This is a genomic window from Leifsonia psychrotolerans (assembly GCF_013410665.1).
Classification (GTDB): Bacteria; Actinomycetota; Actinomycetes; order Actinomycetales; family Microbacteriaceae; genus Cryobacterium; species Cryobacterium psychrotolerans_A.
In genome coordinates this window covers 2,557,730-2,583,545 of the sequence record NZ_JACCFM010000001.1, presented here as the reverse complement: position 1 = coordinate 2,583,545, position 25,816 = coordinate 2,557,730, and the positions used below count along the sequence as shown (strand labels likewise).

The following is a 25,816-nucleotide window of genomic DNA, read 5'->3' as shown; positions in this document are numbered from 1 at the left end:
CCGGGCATTTCCTTGCCGCGCCACGATCGAGAGCCGCTAAATGAGTTATCAAAGCGAACTGTTCGCAACTCGCGAATTGCTCGCCAACCTCACCATGCGGGAAGTGAAGGGCAAATACCGACGCACTGTTTTCGGCCAGTTATGGTCGCTCATTAACCCGCTCGCAACGATGTTGGTGTACACCATCGTATTTTCCTTCATCTTTCAGGCACGACCAAGCGTCGGTGATCCAAGCGGACTCAACATCTATCCGCTCTGGCTGATGTGTGGGCTGCTTCCCTGGCTTTTCTTTACCCGGGTCGTAACCGGGGGGATGTCCTCAATTGTTGCAAACGCGGGACTCATCAAGAAGGTCTACTTTCCACGGATGCATTTGCCGCTCGCAATTGCGGGTTCGACGGGATTCACCTGGCTCACCGAGATGGCTCTGCTCGCAGTCGTTTTGAGCATTGCGGGAAGTTTTGTTCTGCCATGGGTGCCGTTGGTGGCTGTCTTTATGGTCCTACTGGCGCTGTTCGCCGTCGGTCTCGCCATGTTGCTCGCGATCGCGAACGTACATTTCAGGGACATGCAACACTTCACTGCGATCGGCCTTCAGATGTGGATGTACCTGACGCCGATCATCTACCCGATTGCGCTCGTTGAGTCGGCAGCGAAAACCCATGGCGAATGGGTGCTCCAGGTTTACAAGCTCAACCCCCTTGAACGATTCGTCACCGTTTTTCGCAGCATGATGTACGACAACCGATGGCCGGACCTCAACGATTCTCTTGTCTGTTTGGGCTGGGGAGTAGGGATGTTCATCGTTGGCTACCTCGTGTTCTCCCGCAATGAAAAGAGACTGGCGGAAATGCTGTGAGTGAGCCTGCTGTAGTTGTCGAGAACCTGTCGAAGAAGTTTCGACTGTACAAGGAGCGCAACAACTCGCTGAAGGCAGCGGTCATGCGTGGCCGCAAGGAGGTCGCCGAGGACTTTTGGGCGCTCCGTGACGTGTCGTTTGAAGTTCCGGCAGGGTCGACATTTGGGCTTATAGGTCGCAACGGATCTGGCAAGTCGACCCTCCTGAAATGTCTTGCCAAGATTCTCTATCCCGATGGCGGCTCGATTACGATGAACGGCAAGGCCGCGTCGATGCTTGAGGTTGGATCCGGATTTCATCCTGAGCTTTCTGGGCGCGAGAATATCTTTCTCAACGGCTCAATTCTAGGAATGTCGAAGAAGGATATCGCCGGCCGGCTGGACGAGATCATCGATTTCTCGGGTGTTGAAAAGTTCATCGACCAGCCGGTGAAGAACTATTCCTCCGGCATGTACGTGCGCCTGGGTTTCTCGGTTGCCATCCACGTGAAGCCGGACATCCTTGTCGTGGATGAGGTTCTCTCGGTCGGTGACGCAGCATTCAAAGCGAAGTCCAAACAGAAGTTTCTCGAGTTCACTGAATCAGGGCGCACAGTCATTCTTGTGACGCACTCGATGTCAGAGGTCAAGAACATGTGCGATAACGCCGCATGGCTGAACAATGGCACTCTGAGTGCCTATGGGGACTCCAAGTCCGTGCTTGCGGCCTATGCCGCTGACATCGCAGAGGGTGACAAACGCTGACGCTCAGCAACTAACCCGGTCGAGACATCCGCTGATTGATCGGTCGATGTTCCTCGCCCAAAACGGGTGGTGAAGCGTGCGGTGAGACGGGTCGGGGTCGTTGGGTTCGTGCAACGAGTCCGATCAGAATCCGATCCGCCCGGCAAGAGTATCGATGACCCCGTCGATTTCGCTGCCCAGAATCCCATCTGCGAGACCCGAATAACTTCCGGGGCCTTCGTCGGAAATGCGATTGATGGCATCGGTGAGCGCAGCACCGAGCGACTCCGGGTCGGCCGACACCGCGGACAGTCGCGGATGGAGGTCGTTGCGGGTCTGTGCAAACTCATTGGTCACAGCGATCGCGCCCGACACTGCGGCTTCCAGTGGAGGGTGGCTCGGATGGGGGCTTGCCTGGAGTGACAGAACAACGCTTGCGGTCGGCAGGAGCGCGAAGTAGGCGTCCCATGGAAGTGCCCCGACGCTTTTCAGCTGGACGCCCGCGCCGAGATCGATTGAGTCATGGGCTTCGCCGGCAGAAATGAACTCAACGCTGACCGCGCGATCCCCCAGACGCTGCACTGCGTCCATCATCGCTGCGACACCGAGGGAGAAGAGATTGCGCGGCTTGCTCGGGCGACCGTAGAACAGAACGCGGACGGGTCCTCGCTCACGCAAACGCGCGACCTCCTGCATGCGCGCGATATTGAGGGCTGGCGCGAACACACACTCATCGTCGATTTCCACCCCTGCAGTGTCTCGAAGATACTTCGCCAGGGGGGCGGAATTAACCAGGTGGTGGAATCCAGCGTCGTACGTTGACCGTGCCACCGTATGCGCGGTCGACCACGCATGGAATCCGGGTTCGTAGTCCTGGATGAGATAAACGACGTTTTCAGAGCGAATCACGCCTGCCCGGGCAGCGACGGCAGCGGGATGTGCCGTGGTCCAATGAGTGACGACCCAGATGTCGTCCGGATTGAAAGTCGTGTCGAGCAGAGCGTCGCGGTAGACGACATTAACCGGCCGTGCGAAGCGCTGAGTAAGCACGGTCCGCGCCTCAGCTGCCTCGTTGGCGCCGAAGCGTTCACTCAACGTGACAAGCTGCACGGGAAGGCCCGTTCGTGCTCCCAACTTGTCGGCTACATCCAACGCGGTGTGGATTCCGGCAAACGCACGATTGGGGATGAAATCAGTTAAGACGATGTTGATGCGCCGGGGCGTGTGATCCGATTGCGAGGTGGCGGCCAGCGCCAGTGCGGCTCCACTCAAACCGGTGTGGGGGACGGCTGCAGGGGTGACGCGCGCGATTTCCCGTCGAACCTGGACGGTCGGGCGCTGAGCAAGCAGCCATTCCGAGTAGGCCTTCATCGCATCGGCGCGAAACGACCCGGAGCGCACGAGAAGTGCGTTGTATGTCGCTACGTCTCGTAATGCGGTCAGCACTCGTGTGAACATAATTCCCTTAGCGTTCGTTAGTAGGCGTGGAGACGAGACTGCCGACGCGTCGCTTGATTGAACCGAGGCGAGGCCGAACCCGAACCCACGCGGTGGGCTTCACGTGCAGCACGAGGTTCCCGCTGGTTGGCTCAGCCTTCCACAGTGCCCAGTCACTCGGCCGGGTTGCTGGCCCGAAACTGGGTTCAGCTACGGCTGGCAATTGAATCTGGGCGCTACCCCGCTTGCACGAATGAACGAGACTCCAGCACCCCGTGAACAGATGGCCACGCGTGCGGATTCTGTGTTCTGCGGGCACCGATCCCGCAGTCCTCCGGCGCGAGAGTTCGTGCTCTGCCGCGCGAGGGCCCTTGAGCATCGACGAACAGCTGAAATCGTGCCGGGAGGCTAGGAAATCTGAAACCACCAGGTCTGGTTCCGCGCTCATCACGCCTATGGCTTTGACTCGCACGCCCACTGGATTGATGTCGCTGGACAACAGACCGAGCGCGAGTCGAAGCGTGTCAGGATTGTGGTCGTGCGCGGCATTGATTGCCTCCCGTTCAAACGGGGTGAGTCGGGTGCGTGCAACGAACCGTCGCTGGAACTCAAGAAGAGTCTCCGACTTCCTGAGCAGGGAAACGTCATCGAGCACCTCCCAAGCGGCCGAAAGGTCGTTGAGGAGGCGGTATAGGAGAGTTGTAACGAAGAGGTGGGCGGAGGCATCACCGAGCAAGACCTTTAACAGCTCAAGCTGCGAGAAGTGCTCATCAGTGTGGGAGAGATCGACGAACATGAGGTCGAATTCCTGATGCCCGGGTAGGAGGCCCATTGGCTCGAGTTTACCCGACTCGATGATGCGATACGCCCAACGCTGCGTGTGACGGAGCTCAGCCGATGCAGTGTCGGGGGCAGCAGCGATGAGTTCAGAGATCTGCGCGCAGACAGCGTTTTCTGCGTCAGAAACGGGTGCACTCGGCCTGTCGACGAGCGTCTGCGCATGATTCCATACATCGAAGCTCAGAATTCCCAGAATGTAGGCTTCGAGAACATAATCGGAGACGGTTGTTGACAACGCCCGCCAGCACGCGATCTCTTGTGCAAAATAGGCATGCAGCGACGCAAGAGAATTGCGTTGTGCCGTCATCGAGGTTCGTCCAACGCGCTTACGGTAGAGGTAGATGATGTCAGGGACGATGTCGACAGTTGCAGAGATATAGGTTCTGGTCATCGCGAAGATGTCGTTGGAACGAAGAGAATCGGCAAACTCAATTGAGTTCCACGACCACCAGTCGGCGTCGTAGATCTTGTTCGAGCACACCCGGTCGCGAAGCAGACGCGTCTCGTCCTCGAGGGTGAGTCCCTGCCGCTTCGCCCCATAAATGGGAAGGTTGTTGTGGCGGCTCCAGGCTTGATCGGGGGTGAATGTCAGATACTCGCCCATGGCGACATCTGATCCGCTGGCCCCCAGCGACCTGAGAAGCGCGGAGTAGGCGCCGGGCGGCACGAGAACGTCGCCGTCGGCGAACGCCAGATAGCGCCCTTGGGCTCGAGAGGTTCCAAAATTCCGAGCTGACGCTCCCCCTGGTTTCGGGCTTCGAAGCACCTGAATCCGGGGGTCCGATTCGGCCAACGATTGAGCAAACTCCGCGGTTCGATCGGTCAAATTGTCGTCGATGACCGGAATCTCCATTGACTCGATTGCCTGGATTTGAATGCTGCGGATGCAGTCGAAAATCCAAGATTCAACGTTGTGGACCGGAACGATCACGCTGAGGAGGGTGTGCTTGAATGGGGGTTTCACGGAGCGACCAGTGGCACAGGCTCATCCCTACACAGTATCTTGTTCGTCAATGCCCGAGTCCCCGGCAGCACGATCGATAAAATGCAATCATAATTCACCCGAAGGAAGCCTGTTGCCCGCGAGTGCGAATCCGACCCTTTCAGTGATTGTGCCAATTTATGGAGTGGAGAAGTGGCTACCCGCCTTTCTCGACAGCTTGATTGCTCATGCCCAGCGAGACAGCCGACTGCAGGTACATTCCTTCGAGAACGGAGGGCTCGGACGAGCCCGAAATCGTGGGCTCCGATTGGCACGTGGCACCGACGTAACCTTTCCCGATTCTGATGACGTGCTCACCGGCAACGCCTACGAGATTCTCGTCGGCAGCCTTATCGGAAGCGAATCCGATATCGCTACAGGAGTTGGCGAAGACTTCTATGCGGATGGCCGCCGGGCAACTCATTGGGCTCAAGAGTCTGATCTGTTCGATCAGAAGCGAACCGGGGTCAACCATGTCAACGAGCCCAGGCTTGTGCTCGACCACACTGCGTTGGCTGCAATCCGTCGGCTCGATGTGACCAATCATGATGAGGCTGACCTGTCGGCCGTGCTCCTGAAGGACTGCGTTCTGGTTTCCCTGCTTCGCGTGGATCAGATGCGCGATGGCCACATTCAACTCGTGGCGACGCTGCTTCAGTCGTTCCGGCCTGAAGCCGAGAAGGCTGCACATGAGGCCGCAATGAAGCCGCTGGAGCGAGTGCTTTTGACCGCACTTCTCGCTGGGGATATCGAAGGGGCGGCCGAATTGCAGGCGCTGGCCGTTGCTCCATTCGAGTTGGCGGTCGAAGGATTTGATTCCTTTGGCGCGGGGATCCTTCTGTCCGGCCGCGCGACCATCGGGAAAAAAATGAGCACCGGCGACAAGCTGGAGCTTGTACGTCGCTCAGGGAACTCTCCTACGGTTCGCAGTCTGCGTGTGGGGGTGTGGCACGCACCTGCCTCCGAAGAACTCCGCTGGCGGGCAGTGATGCCTGTTTCCGAGGAATTCCTCGAAGAGGCCTGGAGCGTTTCGGCACGTATCGTTCATTCCTCGGGCACAGTTGTCGAGTCTCGGGTGTGCCGGGGCTCAAAACTCGAGGGCCCCCCGACATTCGTGGTCAGAGGCTCTGGCGCCGTGGTGTTCCCCTACGGAACCCCACACCTCATTTTTGTGACCTATCTGAAGGCCTCGCCCGCGGAGGGTTTGGACACATTGCCGGAAGCCGACGGCACGGAACTGGCTACGGTGGAGCAAGGTGTGGCAGCGAGTCGCATTCTGGAGTTCCCCCATTGGAACCAAAACCCATTTCTCAACAATCTCTACCTGGCATCTCAAGCCCATGGCGCCAAGATCCTTCGCGTTTCTCGCTTTAAAGACATGTTGAGCCAAGTTGCCACACTCCGTTCGCTTGACGTTTTCCACATGCATTGGACGCGTCCGATCTGCCAGGGCGCCGAATCCGAAGCCGAGGCGGCGGAGAGGCCCGCCCAATTCGAAGAGTCAGTGGTCGAGGCGAAGTCAGCCGGTGTCGTCGTCGTGTGGACGGTTCACAATGCCCTCCCACACGACGCTGCCTATGCGGATCTGGAGATCGAACTTCGCCGGGTTCTTTCTCACTCGGCCGATCTGATTCATATCTTTGCACCGGGTACGCGTGAGGTCGTTGCGGGGCTGTATGCAATCCCCGCTGAGAAGACCATTCACATTGCGCACCCGGGCTATCAGGGAATGTATGGCGCTCAGGTTCCTCGTCTCGAGGCACGAACAGAGTTCGGAATTTCTGATCAGGAATCTGCGGGGTTGTTCTTCGGGCAAATGAAACCATACAAGGGGCTCACCAATTTGTTCCGGGCTGTCGATCTCGTCGACGTGCAACAGAAGGAAATCGTGCTGATGCTGGCCGGATACGCGCGCGAGGAGGATCGGGAGGACCTGGACGTTCAGCCGCCTACTTCGGTGAGACTGATCCGCGACCACAACTTCATCGACGACGATTCCGTCGGCGACTGGTTCTCTGCTGCGGACATCGCCGTTTTCCCGTATGGCCGCACCCGTAACTCGGGCAACGTGCATTTGGCGGCAACGTACGGCATTTCTTGTGTCATCCCCGACGAGCCGCACCTGGTGGATCAGTTCAGTTATCAGCCGTGGGTGCACTTTTTCGACCGGACCGATCCGGCCAAATCGGTCGCGCAGGTTTTGGCTGACTGCGACGATTCCGCTGGAGAGGAGTCACGGAGTGCGTTTGATTTTGCGCGAAGTTTCACGCCATTCATGATGTCGACTGAGTTCGCGGCATGATTGAACGAATTCCTGGTAGAGCGCGGCGCGACCGCATTGGGGCGTTGTTAGCGGGAATAGGCAATAGTGATGACGAAGTCGGGCGAAATGACCATTCGTGACAAGCTTCGCCTCAGGTACTGGACGTGGCGCATTCAGCGCGCCGGTTTGTTCGACTCCGCTTACTTTGCGGCTCAAACTGGTCTGAACTTGCGATCCGACCGCGATGCCATCCGTCACTGTCTCGCGGGAGCCGTGCAAACGACGAGCACGGTGCATCCACTTATCGAGCCGTCCTGGATCGCCTACCAGTCGGTGAACTCGGATTGGTTTGTCGCGCTTTTCAGAGATCGCGCGCTTTCATCGAGCGGACCATTGTTTAGGGCGGTGCGCGGACGTCGGTCACTGGCTGCCGAGCTGAATCAATTTCTGAAGTCAGATTCATCTTCAGTCTCGGCGCTCCGATCCTGCCAGGGGCAAGAAACCGATGGCGCGCTGGAACAAGCCCGCGACGAGTTGACCCGCGTCGCCGAGACATTTTGGGAACAGGATGCCCGCTCGCGTCGGCGTAACCCGACTGACTGGGATGTGGCCGGGGAGCAACGATTTCTCGCAACGCTCGACCCCGCCGTCGAGCCGGTCTCGACGGGAACCCCCCTCGTCTCGGTGATCATGCCCACCTTCAACAGGGCGAGCCTGATCGGCGCCGCCATCAAGTCGGTGCGGCAGCAGACCGTCAGATCGTGGGAACTCATCATTGTCGACGACGGCTCGACCGATGACACTGCAGCACTTCTGGCCGGGCTGCAGGGTGAGGATGCCCGTATCCGCCTCGTCAGCCAGGCCAATGCGGGCGTCTCGGCGGCCCGCAACAACGGAATCGCGCATGCCGCGGGGCGCTACATTGCATTTCTCGACTCTGACAACGTCTGGACGCCCGACTTCCTGCGCGCCTCGCTCGCCGAACTGCAGGCCCAGGAAGCGTCGGGCAGTTACTCGGCCGTCGAGATTCAGCTCGACGGAGGAGAACGCGAATACCTGGGGGCACCGGCCGAGCGGCAGGACCTGCTCGATGGACGCAACCTCGTCGACCTCAACGCACTCATCGTTCTTCGCGAGATTCTTGTCGCGGAGGGTGGCTTCGACACCGGACTCCGTCGCTGGGTCGACTACGACCTGGTGCTGCGCTTGCTGCGCGACCACGAATTGGTCTACGTGCCGATGATCGGCGTTCTCTATGACCACCGTGCCAGCGCCGGCGACCGCATCACGACGAGCGAAAGCCCACTCTGGCGGTTGGTGGTTCTCGAGAAGAATCTGCTTGATTGGGTTAAAATTGATCGCGAGCTTGGTTCCCGCGTCACTGGCCGTACGTCAGTGCTCATCCGCACCCGCCGGCAGTGGGCCCAGACGCTAGCGACCATCGAGTCGCTGCTGCAGCTGGGCGGCGACGCCGACGTGGAAATCGTCGTGATGGACACAGCCTCGCCCCGTGCCGAGACGGCCATTCTGACAGCGGCTTTCCTGGGCGACAGGCGGGTGCGCATCCAGCGCACTGCAACGGATGTGCGTCGACCCACCGCGCTCAATCTCGCATTCGCTGAATCCACCGGCGACGTGATCGTGATTGGCGAGTCGGGGGTGCTCGCGGTGGCTGATTGGATCGGCTCGGCGCGCGAGGCGGCCCGTGTCATCGCTGGTGGCCGGCCGGCCAGCATATACGCCACCGGAGCGATGCCGGTCGCGGAATTCAGTGCACGTCACGGGTTCACCCCGATGCCCGATGGTGATCTCAGTGGCGAATCTCTGGTCTTGCGGGACGGCGTATCCGCCTGACCCTCGTGCGGGGACAGACTCGTGTCGGTGGCACCTGCGGGCCTGCATCGTGCTCAAGAGTCTTGTGCAACTTTGCACTGCCAAACACGACATCGGGTTATCAACGCGACACGCCCGGCGACTATCCACAGGCAGAAAATAAGCGAACGCGAAGGCTGTGGATAACTCTCGTGACTCCCGCGTAATACAGGGCAAGTGGAGTTCGCGTCCTGGGGGCAACCGGTGGAATGTCGGTGGATAACTACATAATTGTAACTACTGCATCTAGTGGCCGTTCCTATTTCAAATCACTAGATGTAGTATTGTGGTATCGGTTCGGCACGGGGGAGACGCCGCCTGGTCCCACTCTTTCTCTCCATTTTTTCGACTGACCAGAGAGGTCTCACGACATGGCAATTACGGTCTACACCAAGCCTTCCTGCGTTCAGTGCACCGCCACGTACCGCGCCCTCGACAGCAAAGGTATCGAGTACAACGTGCTCGACCTGTCTGTCGACGAGAACGCGCTCGAGGCCGTCAAGGCTTTGGGCTACCTGCAGGCACCCGTCGTGATCACCGACGAAGATCACTGGTCCGGCTTCCGCCCCGACAAGATCCAGGAACTCGCCGACCGCATCGCCTGAGTTGTTCCGCTCCATTCAGCAGCTGCTCCCGGCGCACGCCGGGAAGCCGCTGAGCTACGTCCCGTGAAAGAAGGGGGTGTCTGATGACCGAGCTCGTCTATTTTTCGAGCACGTCGGGTAACACGCACCGCTTTGTCGAGAAGCTGGGCCGACCGGCCACACGCATTCCGCTCTATGCGCGCGACGAGCCTCTCCACGTGAACGAACCCTATGTGCTGTGCCTTCCCACCTATGGGGGAGGCCATGGCGGCGGGGCTGTTCCAAAGCAAGTCATCAAGTTCCTCAACGACCCGAGCAATCGCTCGCTGATTCGCGGCGTCATCGGCGCCGGCAACACCAATTTCGGTGAGGCATTCTGCCTCGCCGGGGACATCATTGCTGCGAAATGCACGGTTCCCCACCTCTATCGATTTGAAGTTTTCGGAACACCAGACGATGTGTGCATCGTCAATGAAGGATTGGACACATTTTGGAAGCAACAGCCGTGACAGCCAGCCAGCTCGATGCGACGGCGGGAATGGACTACCACTCCCTCAACGCAATGCTCAATCTCTATGGACCGAACGGCGAGATCCAGTTCGACATGGACAAGAGGGCTGCGCGGGAGTTCTTCCTGCAGCATGTCAACCAGAACACGGTGTTCTTCCACAGTCTGCGTGAGCGCCTCGACTATCTGGTCGAGAAGGAATACTACGAACAGGCCGTGCTCGACGCCTACTCGTTCGAGTTCATCACCAGCCTGAACGACTTGGCCTACTCGAAGAAGTTCCGCTTCCAGACCTTCCTCGGTGCGTTCAAGTACTACACCTCGTACACGCTGAAGACGTTCGACGGAAAACGTTACCTCGAGCGCTTCGAGGACCGCGTCGTGATGACCGCCCTCGGACTGGCCCAGGGTGATGAAGCCCTCGCCACCGCGCTGGTCGAAGAGATCATCGCGGGTCGTTTCCAGCCGGCCACCCCCACCTTCCTCAACTCGGGCAAGGCCCAGCGCGGCGAACTCGTCTCCTGCTTCCTGCTGCGCATCGAAGACAACATGGAGTCGATCTCGCGCGGCATCAACTCGTCGCTGCAGCTGTCGAAGCGTGGCGGCGGCGTGGCACTGTTGCTCTCCAACATCCGTGAAGCCGGTGCGCCGATCAAGCAGATCGAGAACCAGTCCAGCGGAATCATCCCCGTGATGAAGTTGCTCGAAGACTCCTTCAGCTACGCCAACCAGCTCGGAGCCCGTCAGGGTGCCGGCGCGGTGTACCTGCACGCGCACCACCCCGACATCATGCGTTTTCTCGACACCAAGCGCGAGAACGCCGACGAGAAGGTGCGCATCAAGACCCTCTCGCTCGGCGTTGTTATCCCCGACATCACCTTCGAGCTGGCGAAGAAGGGTGAGGACATGTACCTGTTCTCGCCGTACGACGTCGAGCGCGTCTACGGCGTGCCGTTCGCTGACATCTCGGTTTCTGAGAAGTACCAGGAGATGGTCGACGACCCGCGCATCAAGAAGTCGAAGATGAAGGCGCGTGACTTCTTCCAGACGCTCGCCGAGATTCAGTTCGAGTCCGGTTACCCGTACATCATGTTCGAAGACACCGTCAACGCGGCGAACCCGATCAAGGGTCGCATCAACATGTCGAACCTGTGCTCCGAGATTTTGCAGGTCAACACCCCGACGACGTACAACGAAGACCTCTCCTACGACACCATCGGCAAGGACATCTCGTGCAACCTCGGCTCGATGAACATCGCGCTGTCGATGGATTCGCCCGACTTCGGTCAGACCGTCGAGACCGCCATTCGCGGCCTCAACTCGGTGTCGGAACAGAGCCACATCAGCTCCGTGCGTTCGATCGAAGACGGTAACGACCTCTCGCACGCCATCGGCCTGGGCCAGATGAACCTGCACGGTTACCTGTCGCGTGAGCACATCTTCTACGGCAGCGACGAGGGAATCGACTTTACGAACATCTACTTCTACACGGTGGTGTTCCACGCGCTGCGGGCCTCGAACAAGCTCGCCATCGAGCGTGGCCGCGCCTTCGCCGGCTTCGAAGACTCCGCGTACGCCTCGGGTGAGTTCTTCGACAAGTACACCGACCAGGCCTGGCTGCCGGCCACGGCGCGCGTCGCCGAGCTGTTCGAGACGTCGGGTGTCGCCATTCCGACCCAGGCCGACTGGGCCGAGCTCAAGGCATCCGTCATGGAGCACGGCATCTACAACCAGAACCTGCAGGCCGTGCCGCCGACCGGTTCGATCTCGTACATCAACAACTCGACCTCGTCGATTCACCCGATCGCCTCGAAGATCGAGATCCGTAAGGAAGGCAAGCTGGGCCGCGTCTACTACCCGGCGCCGTTCATGACGAACGACAACCTGGAGTACTACCAGGACGCTTACGAAATCGGTGCCGAGAAGATCATCGACACCTATGCGGCGGCGACCCAGCACGTCGACCAGGGACTGTCGCTGACGCTGTTCTTCAAGGACACCGCCACCACGCGCGACATCAACAAGGCGCAGATCTACGCCTGGCGCAAGGGCATCAAGACGATCTACTACATCCGTCTGCGCCAGCTCGCCCTCGAGGGCACCGAGGTTGACGGCTGCGTCAGCTGCATGCTCTAGCCTTTCTGGATGCTCTCTCGCGGGTCGAGCGTGTCGAGACCACGCAACCCGCTCTCGACAAGCTCGACTACCGGTCGGCTCGACTCACGTTCGTATAAAGGAATTGAAATGATTGACAAGCTGAAGCTCGTCTCGCACGTTGACGCGATCAACTGGAACAAGATCGAAGACGAGAAAGACGTCGAGGTCTGGAACCGCCTCGTCAACAACTTCTGGCTGCCCGAGAAGATCCCGCTGTCGAACGATGTGCAGTCGTGGGCCACGCTCACGCCGGCCGAGCAGCAGATGACCATGCGCGTCTTCACCGGTTTGACCCTGCTCGATACGATTCAGGGCACCGTCGGTGCTGTCTCGTTGATTCCGGATGCGATCACTCCGCACGAAGAGGCCGTCTACACGAACATCGCGTTCATGGAGTCGGTGCACGCCAAGAGCTACTCGTCGATCTTCTCGACGCTGTGCTCCACCAAAGAGATCGACGAGGCGTTCCGCTGGTCGACCGAGAATCAGAACCTTCAGAAGAAGGCCGCGATCATCATGGGCTACTACCAGGGTGACGATCCGCTGAAGCGCAAGGTCGCCTCGACCCTGCTGGAGTCGTTCCTGTTCTACTCCGGCTTCTACCTGCCGATGTACTGGTCCAGCCGCGCCAAGCTTACCAACACGGCCGACATGATCCGCCTGATCATTCGTGATGAGGCTGTGCATGGTTACTACATCGGTTACAAGTTCCAGAAGGGGCTTGAGAAAGAGACGCAGGAGCGTCGCGATGAGTTGAAGGAATACACCTTCAACCTCATGTACGAGCTCTACGAGAACGAGGTGCAGTACACGCAGGATCTCTATGACGAGGTCGGTCTGACCGAAGACGTCAAGAAGTTCCTGCACTACAACGCGAACAAGGCGCTGATGAACCTGGGCTACGAGCCGATGTTCCCGAAGACCGTCACCGACGTGAACCCGGCGATCCTGTCGGCTCTGTCGCCGAACGCCGACGAGAACCACGACTTCTTCTCGGGCTCGGGCTCCTCCTACGTGATTGGCAAGGCCGTGAACACGGAAGACGAGGACTGGGACTTCTAGCCACTGTTTCATAGCTTCATCGAGGGCGGATGCTTCGGCATCCGCCCTTGTCCGTTGTGTGTGGTTTGACTCAATCGATGGCAGTTGCTCGCGCTCCAGACGCGCCCATCGATGACAGCGCGAGTCATCGTTTCGGTGACGAAGCCAAGCGCGCTTCTGTGGAAGCAGGGAGCAGCGGGCCCCTACACGTCAGGGTTGGGGGAGGGTTCTCAGAACGTCGGTTCCGAGATCGAGGCGGAGAGGTCTTCGCGAATGTGACGGGCGTAACCGCCGGGCGTTCGTCCGACGGGGCGCCCCGAGGTCAGAACCCAGCATTCGTCGGTGGCCGCTTCTGGGGCGCTGGTGGCGCGGATCCGTTCGACGAGGCCCACATCTTCATGTTCGGTGATGGCTGCGAACCCTCCGGCCGCGAGATACACGTCGGCGCGGACGCCGAGGTTCGCACCGTGCACATGACCGTTTGCTTCTCCGAGAACATGCGTGGACTCCCATGCTGCCCGCTGGGCGGACGTGAGATCGAGCGGATCGGGCCGCACGGTGCCGATCATGAGCTGGACACCGGATTCTGCCAGCGCCAGCTGATGGCTCAGCCAGTGCGGAGGCACTGCTGAATCGGCATCGGTGTTGGCCAACCAGACCCGACGGGAGTCGCTCTGCGAAAGCCGACGGAGGCCAGCGTCGATTCCTGCAGACCGTGCTGCGCCCACACTTCTGGCCCCGATGGTGATGACGTGAAACGGGGAAAGGCGGGCGATCTCAGCCGAGCCATCGTCGCAGGAATCCAGGACGAGCACGACGTCGACCTCGAGAGTGCCTGACGGGAGGGTGGAGACCCGAGTCACCGCGACGCCGAGCGCCTCCAGGCAGCGGCGCAGCAGCTGTTCCTCATTCTGGACCGGAACAACCACCAGGATGGCGTCGATTGGTTGGCGACCCATTAGACGAGCCCTGTCACTGTGGCGACCGACCGACCGGGTGGGCGGGAGAAGACGTCCAGGAGAAAATCGTCCTCACTGTGGTGCACGAGGAGGGCAAGATCAGACCGCTCTCGGAGTGCGGCATGCACCTCGTCCCCACCGAGCGGATACTCGGCAACGGGATGTCGCCAATGACAGGCGAGGAGTATTCCGTCGGGGGTGAGAGAAGCGAGGGCCTTGTCGAGTGCGCGGCCCAAGGCCGCTTCGTCCCAGTAGTAGCCGACTTCCGAGAGAACAATGAGGTCGAAGGTGTCGTCCGGCCATTGATCTGGAGTCGTCAGTCGGACAAAGGCGATGTTCTCCACGGCCCCCAGCCGCTTTCGGGCGAGGGCGAGCGGCGCTTCGGAGATGTCGATCGCGAGGACGGCGTCGCAGCGGGTGGCCAGCTCGCCGGTGAGAACTCCGATGGAGCAGCCAATTTCGAGGCCAGACCTGAACTGTTTCCGAGGCAAGGACGCAAGCGTTATGGCGCGCTTGCGCTCCTCATACCAGCGGGTTTCAACACCCCACGGATCGGCTTTGCCCGTGTAGAAGTGATCAAAAAAGGCCTCGGGCAAACTCTCGAGTGTTTGATGGGATGCGCCAGGCGGAACGATGAACACCTCGAACGGTCGCGAGAAGTGACGTTGGACCTCTGGGTTGAGAAGCACCTCATCGCCGAGAGCATCAGACAGCGGGAAGATCTGGCTGCGATGAGCGGACAGCGCCTTCGATTTCACGGCGTGCTCGACCTCGGTCAGCTCGAGGCGCACCATATCGTTCCAGGGCACCGCTGCGTTGTCGGGGTCTGCCCAGTGCCACATCCAAATCGGATATTCCACAAGGCGCGCTCCGGTGGAGTGTGCCGCTGCTCGGGCGATCATGCCTGCCGCGCGATGGTCGCGGTGCCCGTCCTCTACCCAGGGTGCGACCAGCACAAGCCCCTCCGGGCCGTGCCGTCCGACGAGCTGCGTCAGGTGGTGCCTGACGGTGTCGGCATATTCGCGCAGTTGCCCATCAGGGATACCGAGAAACTCGATGCGGGCGGCCGGGGCGAGATTGCCGATCGCTTCTCGCAATTCGCTGCGACGCAGGGCGCTGAGCTGTGCGGCGGTACAGGTGGGTGAGCGGGGATGCGAGTTCTCGCCATCCGTCGCTACAACGATGCTCACCTGCGCAGTGCATCCGGCGGCGCGTGCGATGAGGCCGGCCGCCCCGAGGGTTTCGTCGTCAGGGTGCGCGGACAGAACGACGAGGTGCGTGAGGCCGTCGAGATCCAGGCTCTGCAACTCGGACAACCGAGGTGACCGCACCCATTCGGCTTCCAGGGTTCCGGTGTCTTGATGGTCGAAGCTCACCACGGCGTGCTCTTTCGAGCCAGGAGTTTCCGTCCCAGAGACGCTTCGTCGCGTTCGGCATGGTGCTGCCGCACGTAGAGGTGCAGGTCGGCGACGCGGCGGGCGTGTTCCTCATCCTGAGTCAGTGGTCCCGGTCCGAGGGCGTGCCCGACACGAGTGAGGGTGGACTCCACAGTCTCTGCCACCAGGTTTCTGGTGCGCCGGGTGAGGAGCGTGACTGTCTCAGCCGAAGTTGTGGGGTCATCGATGGCGCTGCTGGCCTCGGCGAGGGTTGCGCGGGCGGCACTCAGAAGCGTGTCGACCGCTCCGAGGTGAGCAAGCGCAAGCTGGTCGGGTTCGCGCTTGAGAGCACTGCCGTACAGGGCGCGGGCGATCCCGATGGCACCGCCCCACCAGCACGCAGCCACGCCGATACCACCCCAATCGAAGCCGGTCCTGGTCAAATACCACCCCTCGGGTCCGAGAGGAATGGCGGGAGCCCGACTGAATGACACCGGCGCGCTGACGACGTGCCGAAGCCCCCGGGAATGCCACGGGCCTGGTTCGGCTTCCACTCCCGCACCCTTCATATCGACCGCAAACAGCCGAAGTGCACCGTCGCTCGTGCGTGCGGTGACCACGGCGTGGGAAACAACCTGTGCGAGAGAACACCACGGTTTGATCCCACTGAGAATCCACGACCCGTCCTCCTCGGCGGCGGTCAGCGTGCACTCCGGCCCCTCAGCTGCATAAACCCCCCAGGTGCTCGCCTCATCGATCCCGATCTCGTCGAGCGCAACACCGGTCGGCACCTGATCCAGAATGGCGAGTGCGTCAAGGTGGGGCTCGAGGATGCGGGCGACGCCGACATCCGCTGCGGCGGTGGTCGCGAGGAGTTCCCACAATCGTGCCGTGCTTCCGGTGCCGGGCTTGGGCGCCCAGTGGCCCACCTCGACGGACCACGCGAGCGCGGCTTCCACATCACCATGAAAGCCGAGCGCGCACTGTCCAACGTCATGAAGCCGGGTGTTCCACACGCTGGCCGGGTGGCTCAGCGAAAGACTGACAGGCCCACCATCATTCTGAACTCCGCGCACACTTAACCCTCTCTCTTCACCTCGCCGTGCGCTACTTTTTGGTCGTCGAAACCTTCGTCGAGGCCTTGCTCGTCGTGGTCCGGGTCTCGGAGGCGGTGGGAGTGCGGTTTTCGGCGCTCACCATCCACGCATAGTGCTCAAGTTTCAGGATAAATGCGTGCAAGAGGTCGGCCGTGGCCGGATCTTCGTCGTCTACCTGGTCATGCACAGCCCGGATTGTTGCAGAGACTGCTTCGAGTCGTTCGGTGATGAGATCTACCACTGCGCTCGTTTCAACTTCTCCGGCCGGGAAAGCGGTTGAAGGTGCAGATCACGGAAATTCTTCCCGACCACGTTCCAGTGGGCTTGTTTTCCTTGCAGGTGCAGCTCGATCATGTCGACCAGGACGGCCTGGAGATTGCTGCTGAGTTCGGCAGATGCTTTCATAATGGACTCCTTCACTTTCGACGAAGCCTGCGGATTCGACTTATTTTCTGGACATTCGCATTAATGAGAGTTACTACTCGACGAGCGATCCGGCTAGTCCGAAAGGCTCTCGAGTGACCTGAGCGATCGCATCGCGGCGCGTCAGATGGATGTCTTCTTGCGTCCGGCACTAGAGCGCATCAGCCAGGCGATCACCGCGATAGCCAACACGACGATGCCGACCCACAGCAGCCACTGGACGGCCTGAACGAAGCCGCCGACAAAGAGGAGGACCACGGCTTGCCGGTGCCGATAGTGGCGCCCGGTCTCTACGGATCCGTTGTGGAACAGGCGCGACTGAGTATTCTTAAATTGGCGATGGATCCCGCCTGAACGTCAACTCGTGATGTTCGCACTGCACCGCACGCTAATGGTTTCCTACCTTGATTGCACAACAAGGAGAATCATGAACGCCCACGTCAACCACGATCCCCAGCGGCCGCCGAGTGACGACGTCGTCACGCCCGCTGACGTGATACAGCTGAACATTTCGCAGGTGCAGGCGCGGCAGATTTTGGACTCCCGCGGGTATCCCACAATCCAGGTGACCCTGCACCTCGAGGGCGGTGGCAGCGTTGAAGCTGCAACTCCGGCCGGCGCATCGACCGGTGCCCATGAAGCCGTCGAGTTGCGTGATGGCGGGGGCCCTTTCGGAGGGCGGGGTGTGCGTCAGGCGGTCGCCGCCGCGGAGGGGGAGCTCGCCACGTTGCTCACCGGCCGTTCGTGGCCGTCGCTGGCCGATCTGGATGCGGCGATGCGCGAGTTGGACGGCACGGAGACCCTGTCTCGTTTGGGCGGCAACACCATCGTTGGGCTGTCGATGGCGGCCGCTCGTGGGTTCGCCGCGCTGGACCGAATTCCGTTGCACACCTGGATCGCCTCCCAGACCCACAGCCTGGAACGCCTCCCGGTGCCGCATTTCAATGTGCTCAACGGTGGCGCCCATGCCTCGAACGACCTCGTTTTTCAGGAGTTCATGATTGCCCCCATCGGCGCCGGCACGTTTGAGAATGCGCTGGAATGGGGGGCCGAGATCTATCACGCGCTCGCCTTCCGGGTGAAGCGCCAGTTCGGTACTGCGGGGCTGGGTGATGAGGGCGGGTTTGCCCCACCGATCGCGCAGCCGGAGCAGGCCTTAGATCTGCTCATTGCCGCGATCTCCGACGCCGGTTATACAGCGTCGACCGACCAGGTGGCGATCGCCCTCGACCCAGCCGCCAACGGCTTCCGAGCCGACCCCGGGTATGAATTGCCGAGGGGGGCCGTGTCCACGGACGAGTTGCTCGACTACTACGTGCGGCTCGTCGACACGTACCCCATTTGGAGCATCGAAGACGGATTCGCCGAGGACGACATCCCCGGTTGGGTTGCGCAGTATTCACGTTTGGGTGATCGGATTCAGCTCGTGGGTGATGACCTCTATGTCACCGACCCGATGCGAATCGCGGCCGGCGCAGCGGATCACCTCTCGAACTCCGTTCTGATCAAACCGAACCAGATTGGCACTGTCACCCAAACGTTTGAGGCGATTCGGGTGGCCCGAGAGAACGGTATGACATGCATGATCTCCCATCGCTCGGGGGAGACCCTCGACACCTTCATTGCTGACCTGGCGGTTGGCGCCGGGGTGGGCCAGATCAAATCCGGGGCGCCCGCACGGGGTGAACGCGTCGGCAAATACAACCGGCTCGCCGAGATCGCCCGCTCCCAGGCGGAGGTCCCGTACGGCCTGTATTGACGGCGGCACAGCCAACCGTCGACCCCACCCTGGTCAGTTCGCCACGTCGATACCTGGCGCGGCTGCGAAGATCCGCTGGTACACGTCCTGGCCAAAGCTGGTCGGGAGCGGTTCACCCTTGACAAGCTTGAAGGTTCGTCGGCGGTCGGACTCACGATCTGCACGGAGGAAGAGAGACGCGTTTTCATCCTCGGTGAAGAGGGCGTGTGCGAAGTCGTAGAGATGTGTGACGAAGAACACGGCGACACCAGAGTTCACCAGTGCGTGAACGATGTTGGTCGCGATCTCCGAGCCTTCTCGTGCGCTGGTAGACGCAAACGACTCGTTGAACAGCACCAGCCCGTCTGCGGAGACCGCGCCGGCGATGTCGCTCATCCGGCTGAGCTCCTCGTCGAGCTTCCCGCTTTCCATGCCGGCATCCTCCTCGCGTTTGAAGTGCGTGAAGATCCCGGAGCGAACACTCGCGGTGAACCGCGCAGCGGGGACCACCATGCCACACTGCAGCATCAACTGGGCTAAACCAACGCTGCGCAGGAACGTCGATTTGCCTCCTTGGTTGGCGCCCGTGATCACAACCAGTGGAGTGCTGTCGGCCGTGATGTCATTGCCGACGGCGTGTGCTCCGGCGTACAGGGCGAGGCACACGTCGTAGAGTTCGTCACAGTTCAGCGTGAACGGGCCGGCCTCCGCCGGGAGCGGAACAGGAAAGCAGAGAGGCTCCCCGAGCGACGTGAGTCGCTGGTTGAGGTTGAGGCAGCCGATGTAGAACGCGAGATCACAGCGCAGCATGCTGAAGAAGCTGAGGATGTGATCCGTCGATTTCGCCAGTGCATCCGCAGCGAGGTTGATACCGCGGCCCCGCAGTTCCCGCAGCGCGTCGTGACCGGCCTCGTCGCGGTCGGCGATCGTGAGGGTGAGTGGAGAGTGCGTGAGCATCCTGAGCCGTTGCAGCCAGCTCGGATTCGGATTCAGGGGCAGGCGCAACACGTACGCTTTTGCTTTGTTCCCCTGGCCGAGTCCGGAACTGAGAAGCACACCATTTCGAAAGGTCAGGGTTTTGAGATGGGTTTCGATTTCCTCGAAATAGTCGTCACTCAGCTCCTCCTCTAACATGCTGAAGAAACGGGTGAAGCCCGCGGAATGGAAAGCGTCGCGGTGCTCGCCGGCGATTCTCCTCAACCGTCGCAGCAGGCTCACGAACATCTCCAACACCTCAACCGAGCGGCGAAGGATGCTGTCGGGCGACGTGAACGCCCAGCTGTAGATCTTCTTCTCGCGAGCTAGAGCCTCCACGGCGAGGTCATAAATTTCTCTGACGACCGACTCCTGTGCGAAAGCGTCACGGAGTACATCCTGACGGAACGTGATGGATTCGACGTCGTGGCAACTCGTGAGAAGCGCTTCGCGAGCCACGTCGAAGAGGAACGCGTCACCGGCGGCCATAGCGGCGACCAGAGTGTTGAGGTTCAGGTCCTGTACGAGCGATTCGGCCTGTGAGGGAACGGCCGCGTGGAGGTCGAAATCCGCATCCCGGTACATCAGGTATGCCTTCATGAGGAGATCCGTTCCATCAGGCTGTCGTAGGTGAGCCCGTACTTTCGGGCGATTGCTGCGGCATAGGCAAGCCCATCGGCCGGTTTCCTGACGATCGAGAAGGTTCGAGCGACCGGGTCGTTCGGGTCGACTTGCGCAACCATGCTCACGACTGATGGGTCGAGCGATGACAGCTCGTCGACGAAGGTGACGCACACGCAGACCGCACCGCGGTGGATGATCCGTTTCATGATCTCGGTGCCGAGGAAGACGGCGTCGTCGAGCGTCGTCGAGGTGAAGATTTCGTTCATGATGACGATACTGCGCTCGGTGGCCCGGTCGAGAATGTCGCGGATGCGCAGAAGATCATCTTCAAGCTTTCCGCTGAGACCGTGCAGGTCTTCCTCCTTCTCGAAGTGGGTGAGGAGGTCATCGAACAAGGTGAGGTGTGCGTCGCGGCCGGGAACGGTGCAACCCAGGGCTGCCAGGTAGTGAACCTGTCCGAATGCTCGGGCGAAGGTCGTTTTGCCACCCTGGTTCGCGCCGGAGACCACGAGAATGCGTTCCGCCCCGACGAGCGCGAAATCGTTGCACACGACCTCGCGACGCGTGGGGATGAGCTTCGTGGCCAACGCCAGGTCGAACACCGCGTGTGCGGAGAGTGCAGTCGATCGGTCTACGACCTCGGGATAGCACACAGGCAATCCGGCCGATACGAAGATGTCGGTGTAGGCGCGGTAGGCGACGTAGAACTGGATCTCCCGGTCGAAACTGGCGATGGCCCGGTCGACATAGGAGGAGTGCTGGGCGCAAAAACTCGCGACGGCGTGGAAGGTGTCAGGGTTCAACGAGGCCACGAAGCTCAGAATGTCTGCCTCAACATGATTCATTTCTACCCAGTTGGGAAACGCGACGAGGTGACCCGCGACCCCGCCCTGCTTGAACTTCTCAAACGTCGACTCGACCTCTGCGCCGTAGTCGATTTCCGATTCGTACGGTGTGACCTGCACACGGTTTCCACGAATCTGCACGCAATAGCGGATGGCGGAGAGTTCGCGAATGAGGCGAGCGGCCTCCTCAACCATCGAAACGTAACTCGACGACTGCAGGTATGCGACGAGGTAGTCCCGGAACTCCGAAAGACCTCGCGACTGAACATTCGCGGCGTCGAGGTCCTCGGCCAGGCTGCGCACCGCGCGGTCATAAAGCTGCACTGCATCAAGAATCCAGCGTTCCTTCTGATGCGCGACGCGAAGCTTGTCGGCCTGGAGCGCGTATTTTCGGATCTCCCGCATCAGGTGTGCGAAGCGTCCGACGCTCCCGAGCAGTTCGTCACTTTCGAGATCGCGCAGAACCTCATGCCGATATTGAAGCGCATCGACCGTGGTCAGTGGAGTGTAAAAGAATGGTTTGAGATCGTATTCCTCTCGGCCCGCCGTGATCGCCTCGACGATCTGGTCGAGGTTCAGGTCCGCGAAACAGGCCGGTGCGACGAGCGTGAGTCTGGGCATTTCGTTCTCGCCGTTGACGAAAAGGATGCTGGGCGATGTCACCGCGGAAACGGTGGGCCGTGTGGCCGTCTGGCTCATCATCTACCTCCTCCACCTGAGCCTCGACGTCACGTCGAGTGCTCTCAGGTAGAGGCCATTAGCGGCAATATCCGCGGTTGTGGCGAGCCTCATCGCCACCCTCAGTATGTTCCGGCTCGGAGCCAACTACAACCCTCGCGACCGTCGGTGCGGGCAGGGGCTTGGGCTTCGAACAGTCACTCTCATTTGGAGATGAGCACATCTCATGAGTGCGCGGTATCGTGGGCGCTGGCGATGGATCCCGCCCGGGTACGTGTCACCCGAACCGCACTGAGTGCTGATGGTTCCTTGCTCGGTGATGAGACAGGAGAAGGCGATGACCACACTCGACGTCACGATTGAGATTCCGCGTGGAGGCCGCAACAAGTATGAGGTCGACCATGCGACTGGACGCATGCGCTTGGACCGCACACTGTTCACCGCGATGACCTACCCAGCCGACTACGGCTTCATCGAGCACACCCTCAGTGAAGACAGCGACCCGTTGGATGCCCTCGTGCTCCTGGACGAGCCGACGTTTCCTGGTGTGGTCGTGGCGGTACGAGTGGTGGGGGTCTTTCGGATGACCGACGAAAAGGGCCCCGACGCCAAGATCATCACGGTGCCCGCATCGGATCCCCGCTGGGCCGACATCCGTGAATTGGACGATGTCTCCGTCAATCTGCGCCACGAGATCCAACATTTCTTTCAGCATTACAAGGATCTGGAGCCCGGAAAGTTCGTGACGGTGCACGGCTTCGGTTCGCGTGATGAAGCGGAACGCACGGTGACGGCGGCTGTGCACGCGTACCGTGCGAACGACAGCTACGAGAGCTGAGCGTCCGGCTCGACAGCCGGCTGCGGGCGATGGCCTCGAAGCCACGCCGCGGTCACTACCGACAATGCCATCCAGGCTGCCGCGTAGATGAAGCCTGCGGTGGGCGACACCACCGTGTAGAGCACCCCTACGACGACGGTTCCGACCAAATTGCCGCCGGCTTGAACTGCTCCGATGACGCCGAATCCGCTCCCGCGCAGCCGGTCAGGGAGGATCTGGGCCACCAGGGTGGATTCCGCCGTTTCCGCCAATCCGATGCCGGCACCGGCCAAGCTGAACACGATCACGAGAAACCACCACTCAGACGGCGCCCACGCGAATCCGACGTAGGCGACCACGTACAGCACGGCGCCGGCCGCGAAAACGATCCGCGGCCCTGACCGGTCGATCCAGCGACCGCCAAAATAGGCCACGATCGCGCCAGCGGCATTGTGCGCGGCGTAGATCAGGATTGCCAACGACGCCGCCGTCGCGGCGCTCCGGCCATCGACCTGGAGCAACTGCGTCGAACGGAGGATCAGCATGGTGGTGGCGATGTTGCCGCATTCAAACAGGATCACCGGAATCAGCGGGCGGAGTAGTCCGGCCGAGCGCAATCCGGCGAAGTCCAGCCGGATGCGTTGCCGGGCCCCTGGCAGGTGGTGACGGCGAGCCTCCCTGGCCGCAACGGTGATCGCCACGGCCGCCAGCGCGCCAGGGATCAGGGCGAACCAGATCGCCGGGCGAATACCCAGCCAGGCCACCAGGCCCGCGGCGGCCAACGGCCCCACCACGGCGCCGAGGTTGTCACCTGCGCGCTCGAGGCCGAATGCGCGGCCATACGCGCGAGTCTGGGCAAGGGATGAAAGAAGTGTGTCACGCGCGGGGGACCGAAGGCCGCGCGACACCCACGCGATGGCGCGAAGCACCCCCACCTGCCACACGGCCGCGGCCAATCCGATCGCCGCCGTTGCAACTGCGGTGCCCAGATAGCCCCCGGTCGCGATGGCCTGACGCCGTTTCGGATCGTTGGCCAGCGGGCCCCCGATCAGTTTTGCGACGCCGGCGAGGGCATCGCTCACCCCCTCGATCAGGCCCAACGCCGCAGCCGACCCATGGAGAACACTCGTGAGAAAGCTCGGCAGCACAGCGGTCGCGATTTCATGGCCCGAGTCCGAGAAGAAGCTCGCCGCGGCAACGCTTCCCACCCCGGCGGTCAGCCAGCGTTCGTCGTCGTCGTCGCCGTCCGGAGGTGACGAGGGTTCGCCCCCAGGCGGTTCAAGGTGGTCGGTCATTGGTGTCCCTCCGCTGGCCCGGCAGGCCTGAGCTCTACCCTGCTGCGACGATACTCCCGACACTCAGACCTACCGAAAGCGGGCGGTCGCGAGTTAACATGACCCATGAGCAGAGCGCGTCAGAGAGCATGGGCTGCGCTGGCGGGCCTCGCCAGCGCCGTTGTCACGCTCGGAATCGCCGAAGTGGTCGCTCTGATCGTCGCTCCGGCGGCCAGCCCGCTGCTCGCGGTCGGCTCGCTGGTGATCGACCTGGTTCCCGGCTGGACCAAAGACCTGGTGATCGCGCTGTTCGGCACCAACGACAAGCTGGTGCTCATCATCTGCCTCGGCGTGCTGGTGGCGGTGCTCGCGGGCGTGCTGGGCCTGCTTGAATACCGGCGACCGCCATGGGGGATCGTGGGCCTGGTGCTGATCGGTGGGATCGCCACCCTCGCAGTCACGACCCGAGCCCAGGCGACCGGAATCTGGGCGCTTCCCACTGTGCTCGGGATGATCGGCGGCGTGCTGGTGCTGCGCCTGGGCACCATTCGACTCCGGGCCTGGGCCGGCATCGAGCAGGCAGCCCCAGCGCCGGGCGTTGCCGTCTCGCGCCGGCGGTTCCTCGTCTTCGTCGGAGGGACCGGAATCGCAGCTCTCATCATCGGAATCGGCGCGCGAGCGCTGAACGCTGGAACGGTGGCGGTGACGACCGTGCGCGACGCCATCAGGCTCCCGAAACCGGCTGTAGCCGCACCGCCGATCCCAGTCGGCGCGGAACTCGACATCCCCGGGATCACACCCCTCGTCACCCCCAACGACGTGTTTTACCGCATCGACACGGCGTTGCAGGTGCCGAGTGTCGACTCGTCGACCTGGCGGCTCAAGGTCACTGGAATGGTCGAGAACGAGGTCGAGATCAGCTTCGAGGAACTCCTCGCCCTGCCCCTGATTGAATCGACGGTCACGCTGATGTGTGTCTCGAATGACGTCGGTGGTGACCTCGCCGGCAACGCCGTGTGGCTCGGTTACCCGATCCGAGAGCTGCTGGCCCGAGCCAAACCGCACGCCGACGCCGACATGGTGCTCTCGACCAGCGTCGACGGGTTCACCGCCGGTACGCCGCTTGCCGTTCTGCTCGAACCGGATCGCGACAGCCTGCTCGCCGTCGGGATGAACGGCACCCCGCTACCGCTCGAGCACGGCTTTCCGGTGCGGATGGTGGTTCCCGGTCTCTACGGCTACGTCTCCGCCACCAAATGGCTGGTCGAGATGCGGGTCACCCGATTCGCTGACGCCAGCGCCTACTGGACCGATCGCGGTTGGTCGCCGAAGGGACCGATCAAGACCGAGTCGCGCATCGATGTGCCCTCGGACGGGTCGCAGGTTGCGGCCGGGAGGGTCGCCATCGCCGGGGTGGCCTGGGCGCAGCACACCGGCATCGACCGTGTCGAGGTGCGCGTCGACAACGGTGCCTGGGAGAAGGCCCGCCTCGCCACCGCGATCTCCGTCGACACCTGGGTGCAATGGGTGTACGAGTGGGAGGCGACAAGCGGCGGCCACACCATCCAGGTGCGGGCCACGGATGCCACCGGTGCCACCCAACGCGACGTCAACATTCCGACGGTTCCCAACGGGGCGGAAGGCTGGCACACGGTGCACGTGAGCGTGGCGTAACCGCCCCTCGAAGTCGCCAGCGCAACTTCGCAGCGGATCCGCAGCCGCGCGCGGGTCGACTGGGTTAGCGT

At 61.4% G+C, this 25,816-nt stretch carries 20 protein-coding genes, 1 pseudogene and 1 riboswitch; of the genes and pseudogenes, 11 read left to right on the top strand and 10 right to left on the bottom strand.

Annotation, left to right across the window (positions count from 1 at the left end):
- The first annotated feature begins 40 nt into the window (after nucleotides 1–40).
- On the top strand, nucleotides 41–859 hold the full coding sequence (locus HNR05_RS11800; protein ID WP_179579188.1) for an ABC transporter permease: 819 nt from the start codon (nucleotides 41–43) through the stop codon (nucleotides 857–859).
- On the top strand, nucleotides 856–1,602 hold the full coding sequence (locus HNR05_RS11795) for an ABC transporter ATP-binding protein (protein WP_343062569.1): 747 nt from the start codon (nucleotides 856–858) through the stop codon (nucleotides 1,600–1,602). Before HNR05_RS11800 ends, HNR05_RS11795 begins: the two co-directional genes overlap by 4 nt.
- 123 nt (nucleotides 1,603–1,725) lie before the next feature.
- Here the strand turns inward: HNR05_RS11795 and HNR05_RS11790 are convergent, their stop codons facing one another.
- Together HNR05_RS11790 and HNR05_RS11785 are read right to left on the bottom strand one after the other, a co-directional pair.
- The gene (locus HNR05_RS11790; RefSeq protein ID WP_179579187.1) at nucleotides 1,726–3,039 is read right to left on the bottom strand and encodes a rhamnosyltransferase WsaF family glycosyltransferase; all 1,314 of its coding nucleotides are present in this window, start codon (nucleotides 3,037–3,039) and stop codon (nucleotides 1,726–1,728) included.
- A gap of 7 nt (nucleotides 3,040–3,046) precedes the next feature.
- Entirely contained in the window at nucleotides 3,047–4,822 is a 1,776-nt protein-coding gene (locus HNR05_RS11785) for a glycosyltransferase (RefSeq protein ID WP_179579186.1), read from the bottom strand.
- Between HNR05_RS11785 and HNR05_RS11780 the strand changes: the two genes are divergently transcribed.
- From HNR05_RS11780 to nrdF, 6 genes are all read left to right on the top strand, one after another.
- Entirely contained in the window at nucleotides 4,734–7,142 is a 2,409-nt protein-coding gene (locus HNR05_RS11780) for a glycosyltransferase (protein WP_343062568.1), read from the top strand. The genes HNR05_RS11785 and HNR05_RS11780 overlap by 89 nt on opposite strands.
- A gap of 69 nt (nucleotides 7,143–7,211) precedes the next feature.
- A complete protein-coding gene (locus HNR05_RS11775; protein ID WP_179579184.1) occupies nucleotides 7,212–8,957 on the top strand; it encodes a glycosyltransferase family 2 protein in 1,746 nt (581 codons plus the stop codon).
- A 389-nt stretch (nucleotides 8,958–9,346) separates the two neighbouring features.
- The gene (nrdH, locus tag HNR05_RS11770; RefSeq protein WP_179579183.1) at nucleotides 9,347–9,580 is read left to right on the top strand and encodes a glutaredoxin-like protein NrdH; all 234 of its coding nucleotides are present in this window, start codon (nucleotides 9,347–9,349) and stop codon (nucleotides 9,578–9,580) included.
- Between the two features lie 83 nt (nucleotides 9,581–9,663).
- Nucleotides 9,664–10,068: a class Ib ribonucleoside-diphosphate reductase assembly flavoprotein NrdI gene (gene nrdI / locus HNR05_RS11765; RefSeq protein ID WP_179579182.1), complete on the top strand. Its 405-nt coding sequence runs from the start codon at nucleotides 9,664–9,666 to the stop codon at nucleotides 10,066–10,068.
- A gap of 29 nt (nucleotides 10,069–10,097) precedes the next feature.
- Nucleotides 10,098–12,203, top strand: coding sequence for a class 1b ribonucleoside-diphosphate reductase subunit alpha (nrdE, locus tag HNR05_RS11760; RefSeq protein WP_218869150.1), 2,106 nt, complete (start codon nucleotides 10,098–10,100; stop codon nucleotides 12,201–12,203).
- Between the two features lie 108 nt (nucleotides 12,204–12,311).
- Entirely contained in the window at nucleotides 12,312–13,286 is a 975-nt protein-coding gene (gene nrdF / locus HNR05_RS11755; RefSeq protein ID WP_179579181.1) for a class 1b ribonucleoside-diphosphate reductase subunit beta, read from the top strand.
- Between the two features lie 209 nt (nucleotides 13,287–13,495).
- Here nrdF and HNR05_RS11750 read toward each other — a convergent pair whose 3' ends face one another.
- The 5 genes and pseudogenes from HNR05_RS11750 to HNR05_RS17800 form a co-directional block, all read right to left on the bottom strand.
- Complete coding sequence (locus HNR05_RS11750; protein ID WP_179579180.1) at nucleotides 13,496–14,224, bottom strand: glycosyltransferase family 2 protein; 729 nt, start codon at nucleotides 14,222–14,224, stop codon at nucleotides 13,496–13,498.
- Nucleotides 14,224–15,600: a PIG-L family deacetylase gene (locus HNR05_RS11745; protein WP_343062565.1), complete on the bottom strand. Its 1,377-nt coding sequence runs from the start codon at nucleotides 15,598–15,600 to the stop codon at nucleotides 14,224–14,226. Before HNR05_RS11745 ends, HNR05_RS11750 begins: the two co-directional genes overlap by 1 nt.
- Nucleotides 15,597–16,676, bottom strand: a complete 1,080-nt coding sequence (locus HNR05_RS11740) for an acyl-CoA dehydrogenase family protein (RefSeq protein ID WP_179579178.1) — start codon at nucleotides 16,674–16,676, stop codon at nucleotides 15,597–15,599. The genes HNR05_RS11745 and HNR05_RS11740 overlap by 4 nt, the downstream gene beginning before the upstream one ends.
- A gap of 31 nt (nucleotides 16,677–16,707) precedes the next feature.
- Nucleotides 16,708–17,102 (bottom strand): annotated as a pseudogene (locus HNR05_RS11735) (Dps family protein).
- 141 nt (nucleotides 17,103–17,243) lie between these two features.
- Nucleotides 17,244–17,378, bottom strand: coding sequence for a hypothetical protein (locus tag HNR05_RS17800; protein WP_281369819.1), 135 nt, complete (start codon nucleotides 17,376–17,378; stop codon nucleotides 17,244–17,246).
- Nucleotides 17,379–17,547: 169 nt separating this feature from the next.
- Here HNR05_RS17800 and eno point away from each other — a divergent pair, with 169 nt between their 5' ends.
- Nucleotides 17,548–18,879, top strand: a complete 1,332-nt coding sequence (eno, locus tag HNR05_RS11730; RefSeq protein ID WP_218868882.1) for a phosphopyruvate hydratase — start codon at nucleotides 17,548–17,550, stop codon at nucleotides 18,877–18,879.
- Between the two features lie 33 nt (nucleotides 18,880–18,912).
- On the opposite strand, the gene HNR05_RS11725 is transcribed toward eno, so the two are convergent.
- Nucleotides 18,913–20,433 carry a MutS-related protein gene (locus tag HNR05_RS11725; RefSeq protein WP_179579177.1) on the bottom strand — a complete coding sequence of 507 codons (1,521 nt, stop codon included), beginning with the start codon at nucleotides 20,431–20,433 and terminating at the stop codon, nucleotides 18,913–18,915.
- Nucleotides 20,430–22,004 (bottom strand): MutS-related protein, encoded by a 1,575-nt coding sequence (locus tag HNR05_RS11720; RefSeq protein ID WP_218868881.1) that lies wholly within the window; start codon nucleotides 22,002–22,004, stop codon nucleotides 20,430–20,432. The genes HNR05_RS11725 and HNR05_RS11720 overlap by 4 nt, the downstream gene beginning before the upstream one ends.
- Before the next feature lie 39 nt (nucleotides 22,005–22,043).
- Nucleotides 22,044–22,107, bottom strand: a riboswitch (Fluoride riboswitch).
- Nucleotides 22,108–22,317: 210 nt separating this feature from the next.
- Between HNR05_RS11720 and HNR05_RS11715 the strand changes: the two genes are divergently transcribed.
- Entirely contained in the window at nucleotides 22,318–22,818 is a 501-nt protein-coding gene (locus HNR05_RS11715) for an inorganic diphosphatase (RefSeq protein ID WP_179579176.1), read from the top strand.
- Here the strand turns inward: HNR05_RS11715 and HNR05_RS11710 are convergent.
- On the bottom strand, nucleotides 22,806–24,092 hold the full coding sequence (locus HNR05_RS11710) for an MFS transporter (RefSeq protein ID WP_179579175.1): 1,287 nt from the start codon (nucleotides 24,090–24,092) through the stop codon (nucleotides 22,806–22,808). The genes HNR05_RS11715 and HNR05_RS11710 overlap by 13 nt on opposite strands.
- Before the next feature lie 105 nt (nucleotides 24,093–24,197).
- On the opposite strand from HNR05_RS11710, the gene HNR05_RS11705 reads away from it, so the two are divergent.
- Nucleotides 24,198–25,745, top strand: a complete 1,548-nt coding sequence (locus HNR05_RS11705; protein ID WP_179579174.1) for a molybdopterin-dependent oxidoreductase — start codon at nucleotides 24,198–24,200, stop codon at nucleotides 25,743–25,745.
- Nucleotides 25,746–25,816: the final 71 nt, after the last annotated feature.

Excerpts from the sequence above, each read along its gene's own strand:
- HNR05_RS11790 (WP_179579187.1), bottom strand. The coding sequence starts at position 3,039 with ATGTTCACACGAGTGCTGACCGCATTACGAGACGTAGCGACATACAAC.
- HNR05_RS11800 (WP_179579188.1), top strand. The coding sequence starts at position 41 with ATGAGTTATCAAAGCGAACTGTTCGCAACTCGCGAATTGCTCGCCAAC.
- HNR05_RS11710 (WP_179579175.1), bottom strand. The coding sequence starts at position 24,092 with ATGACCGACCACCTTGAACCGCCTGGGGGCGAACCCTCGTCACCTCCG.
- nrdF (WP_179579181.1), top strand. The coding sequence starts at position 12,312 with ATGATTGACAAGCTGAAGCTCGTCTCGCACGTTGACGCGATCAACTGG.
- HNR05_RS11705 (WP_179579174.1), top strand. The coding sequence starts at position 24,198 with ATGAGCAGAGCGCGTCAGAGAGCATGGGCTGCGCTGGCGGGCCTCGCC.
- nrdI (WP_179579182.1), top strand. The coding sequence starts at position 9,664 with ATGACCGAGCTCGTCTATTTTTCGAGCACGTCGGGTAACACGCACCGC.
- HNR05_RS11725 (WP_179579177.1), bottom strand. The coding sequence starts at position 20,433 with ATGAAGGCATACCTGATGTACCGGGATGCGGATTTCGACCTCCACGCG.
- eno (WP_218868882.1), top strand. The coding sequence starts at position 17,548 with ATGAACGCCCACGTCAACCACGATCCCCAGCGGCCGCCGAGTGACGAC.
- HNR05_RS11780 (WP_343062568.1), top strand. The coding sequence starts at position 4,734 with ATGCTGCGGATGCAGTCGAAAATCCAAGATTCAACGTTGTGGACCGGA.
- HNR05_RS11775 (WP_179579184.1), top strand. The coding sequence starts at position 7,212 with ATGACGAAGTCGGGCGAAATGACCATTCGTGACAAGCTTCGCCTCAGG.
- HNR05_RS11720 (WP_218868881.1), bottom strand. The coding sequence starts at position 22,004 with ATGATGAGCCAGACGGCCACACGGCCCACCGTTTCCGCGGTGACATCG.
- HNR05_RS11715 (WP_179579176.1), top strand. The coding sequence starts at position 22,318 with ATGACCACACTCGACGTCACGATTGAGATTCCGCGTGGAGGCCGCAAC.
- nrdH (WP_179579183.1), top strand. The coding sequence starts at position 9,347 with ATGGCAATTACGGTCTACACCAAGCCTTCCTGCGTTCAGTGCACCGCC.
- HNR05_RS11750 (WP_179579180.1), bottom strand. The coding sequence starts at position 14,224 with ATGGGTCGCCAACCAATCGACGCCATCCTGGTGGTTGTTCCGGTCCAG.
- nrdE (WP_218869150.1), top strand. The coding sequence starts at position 10,098 with ATGGACTACCACTCCCTCAACGCAATGCTCAATCTCTATGGACCGAAC.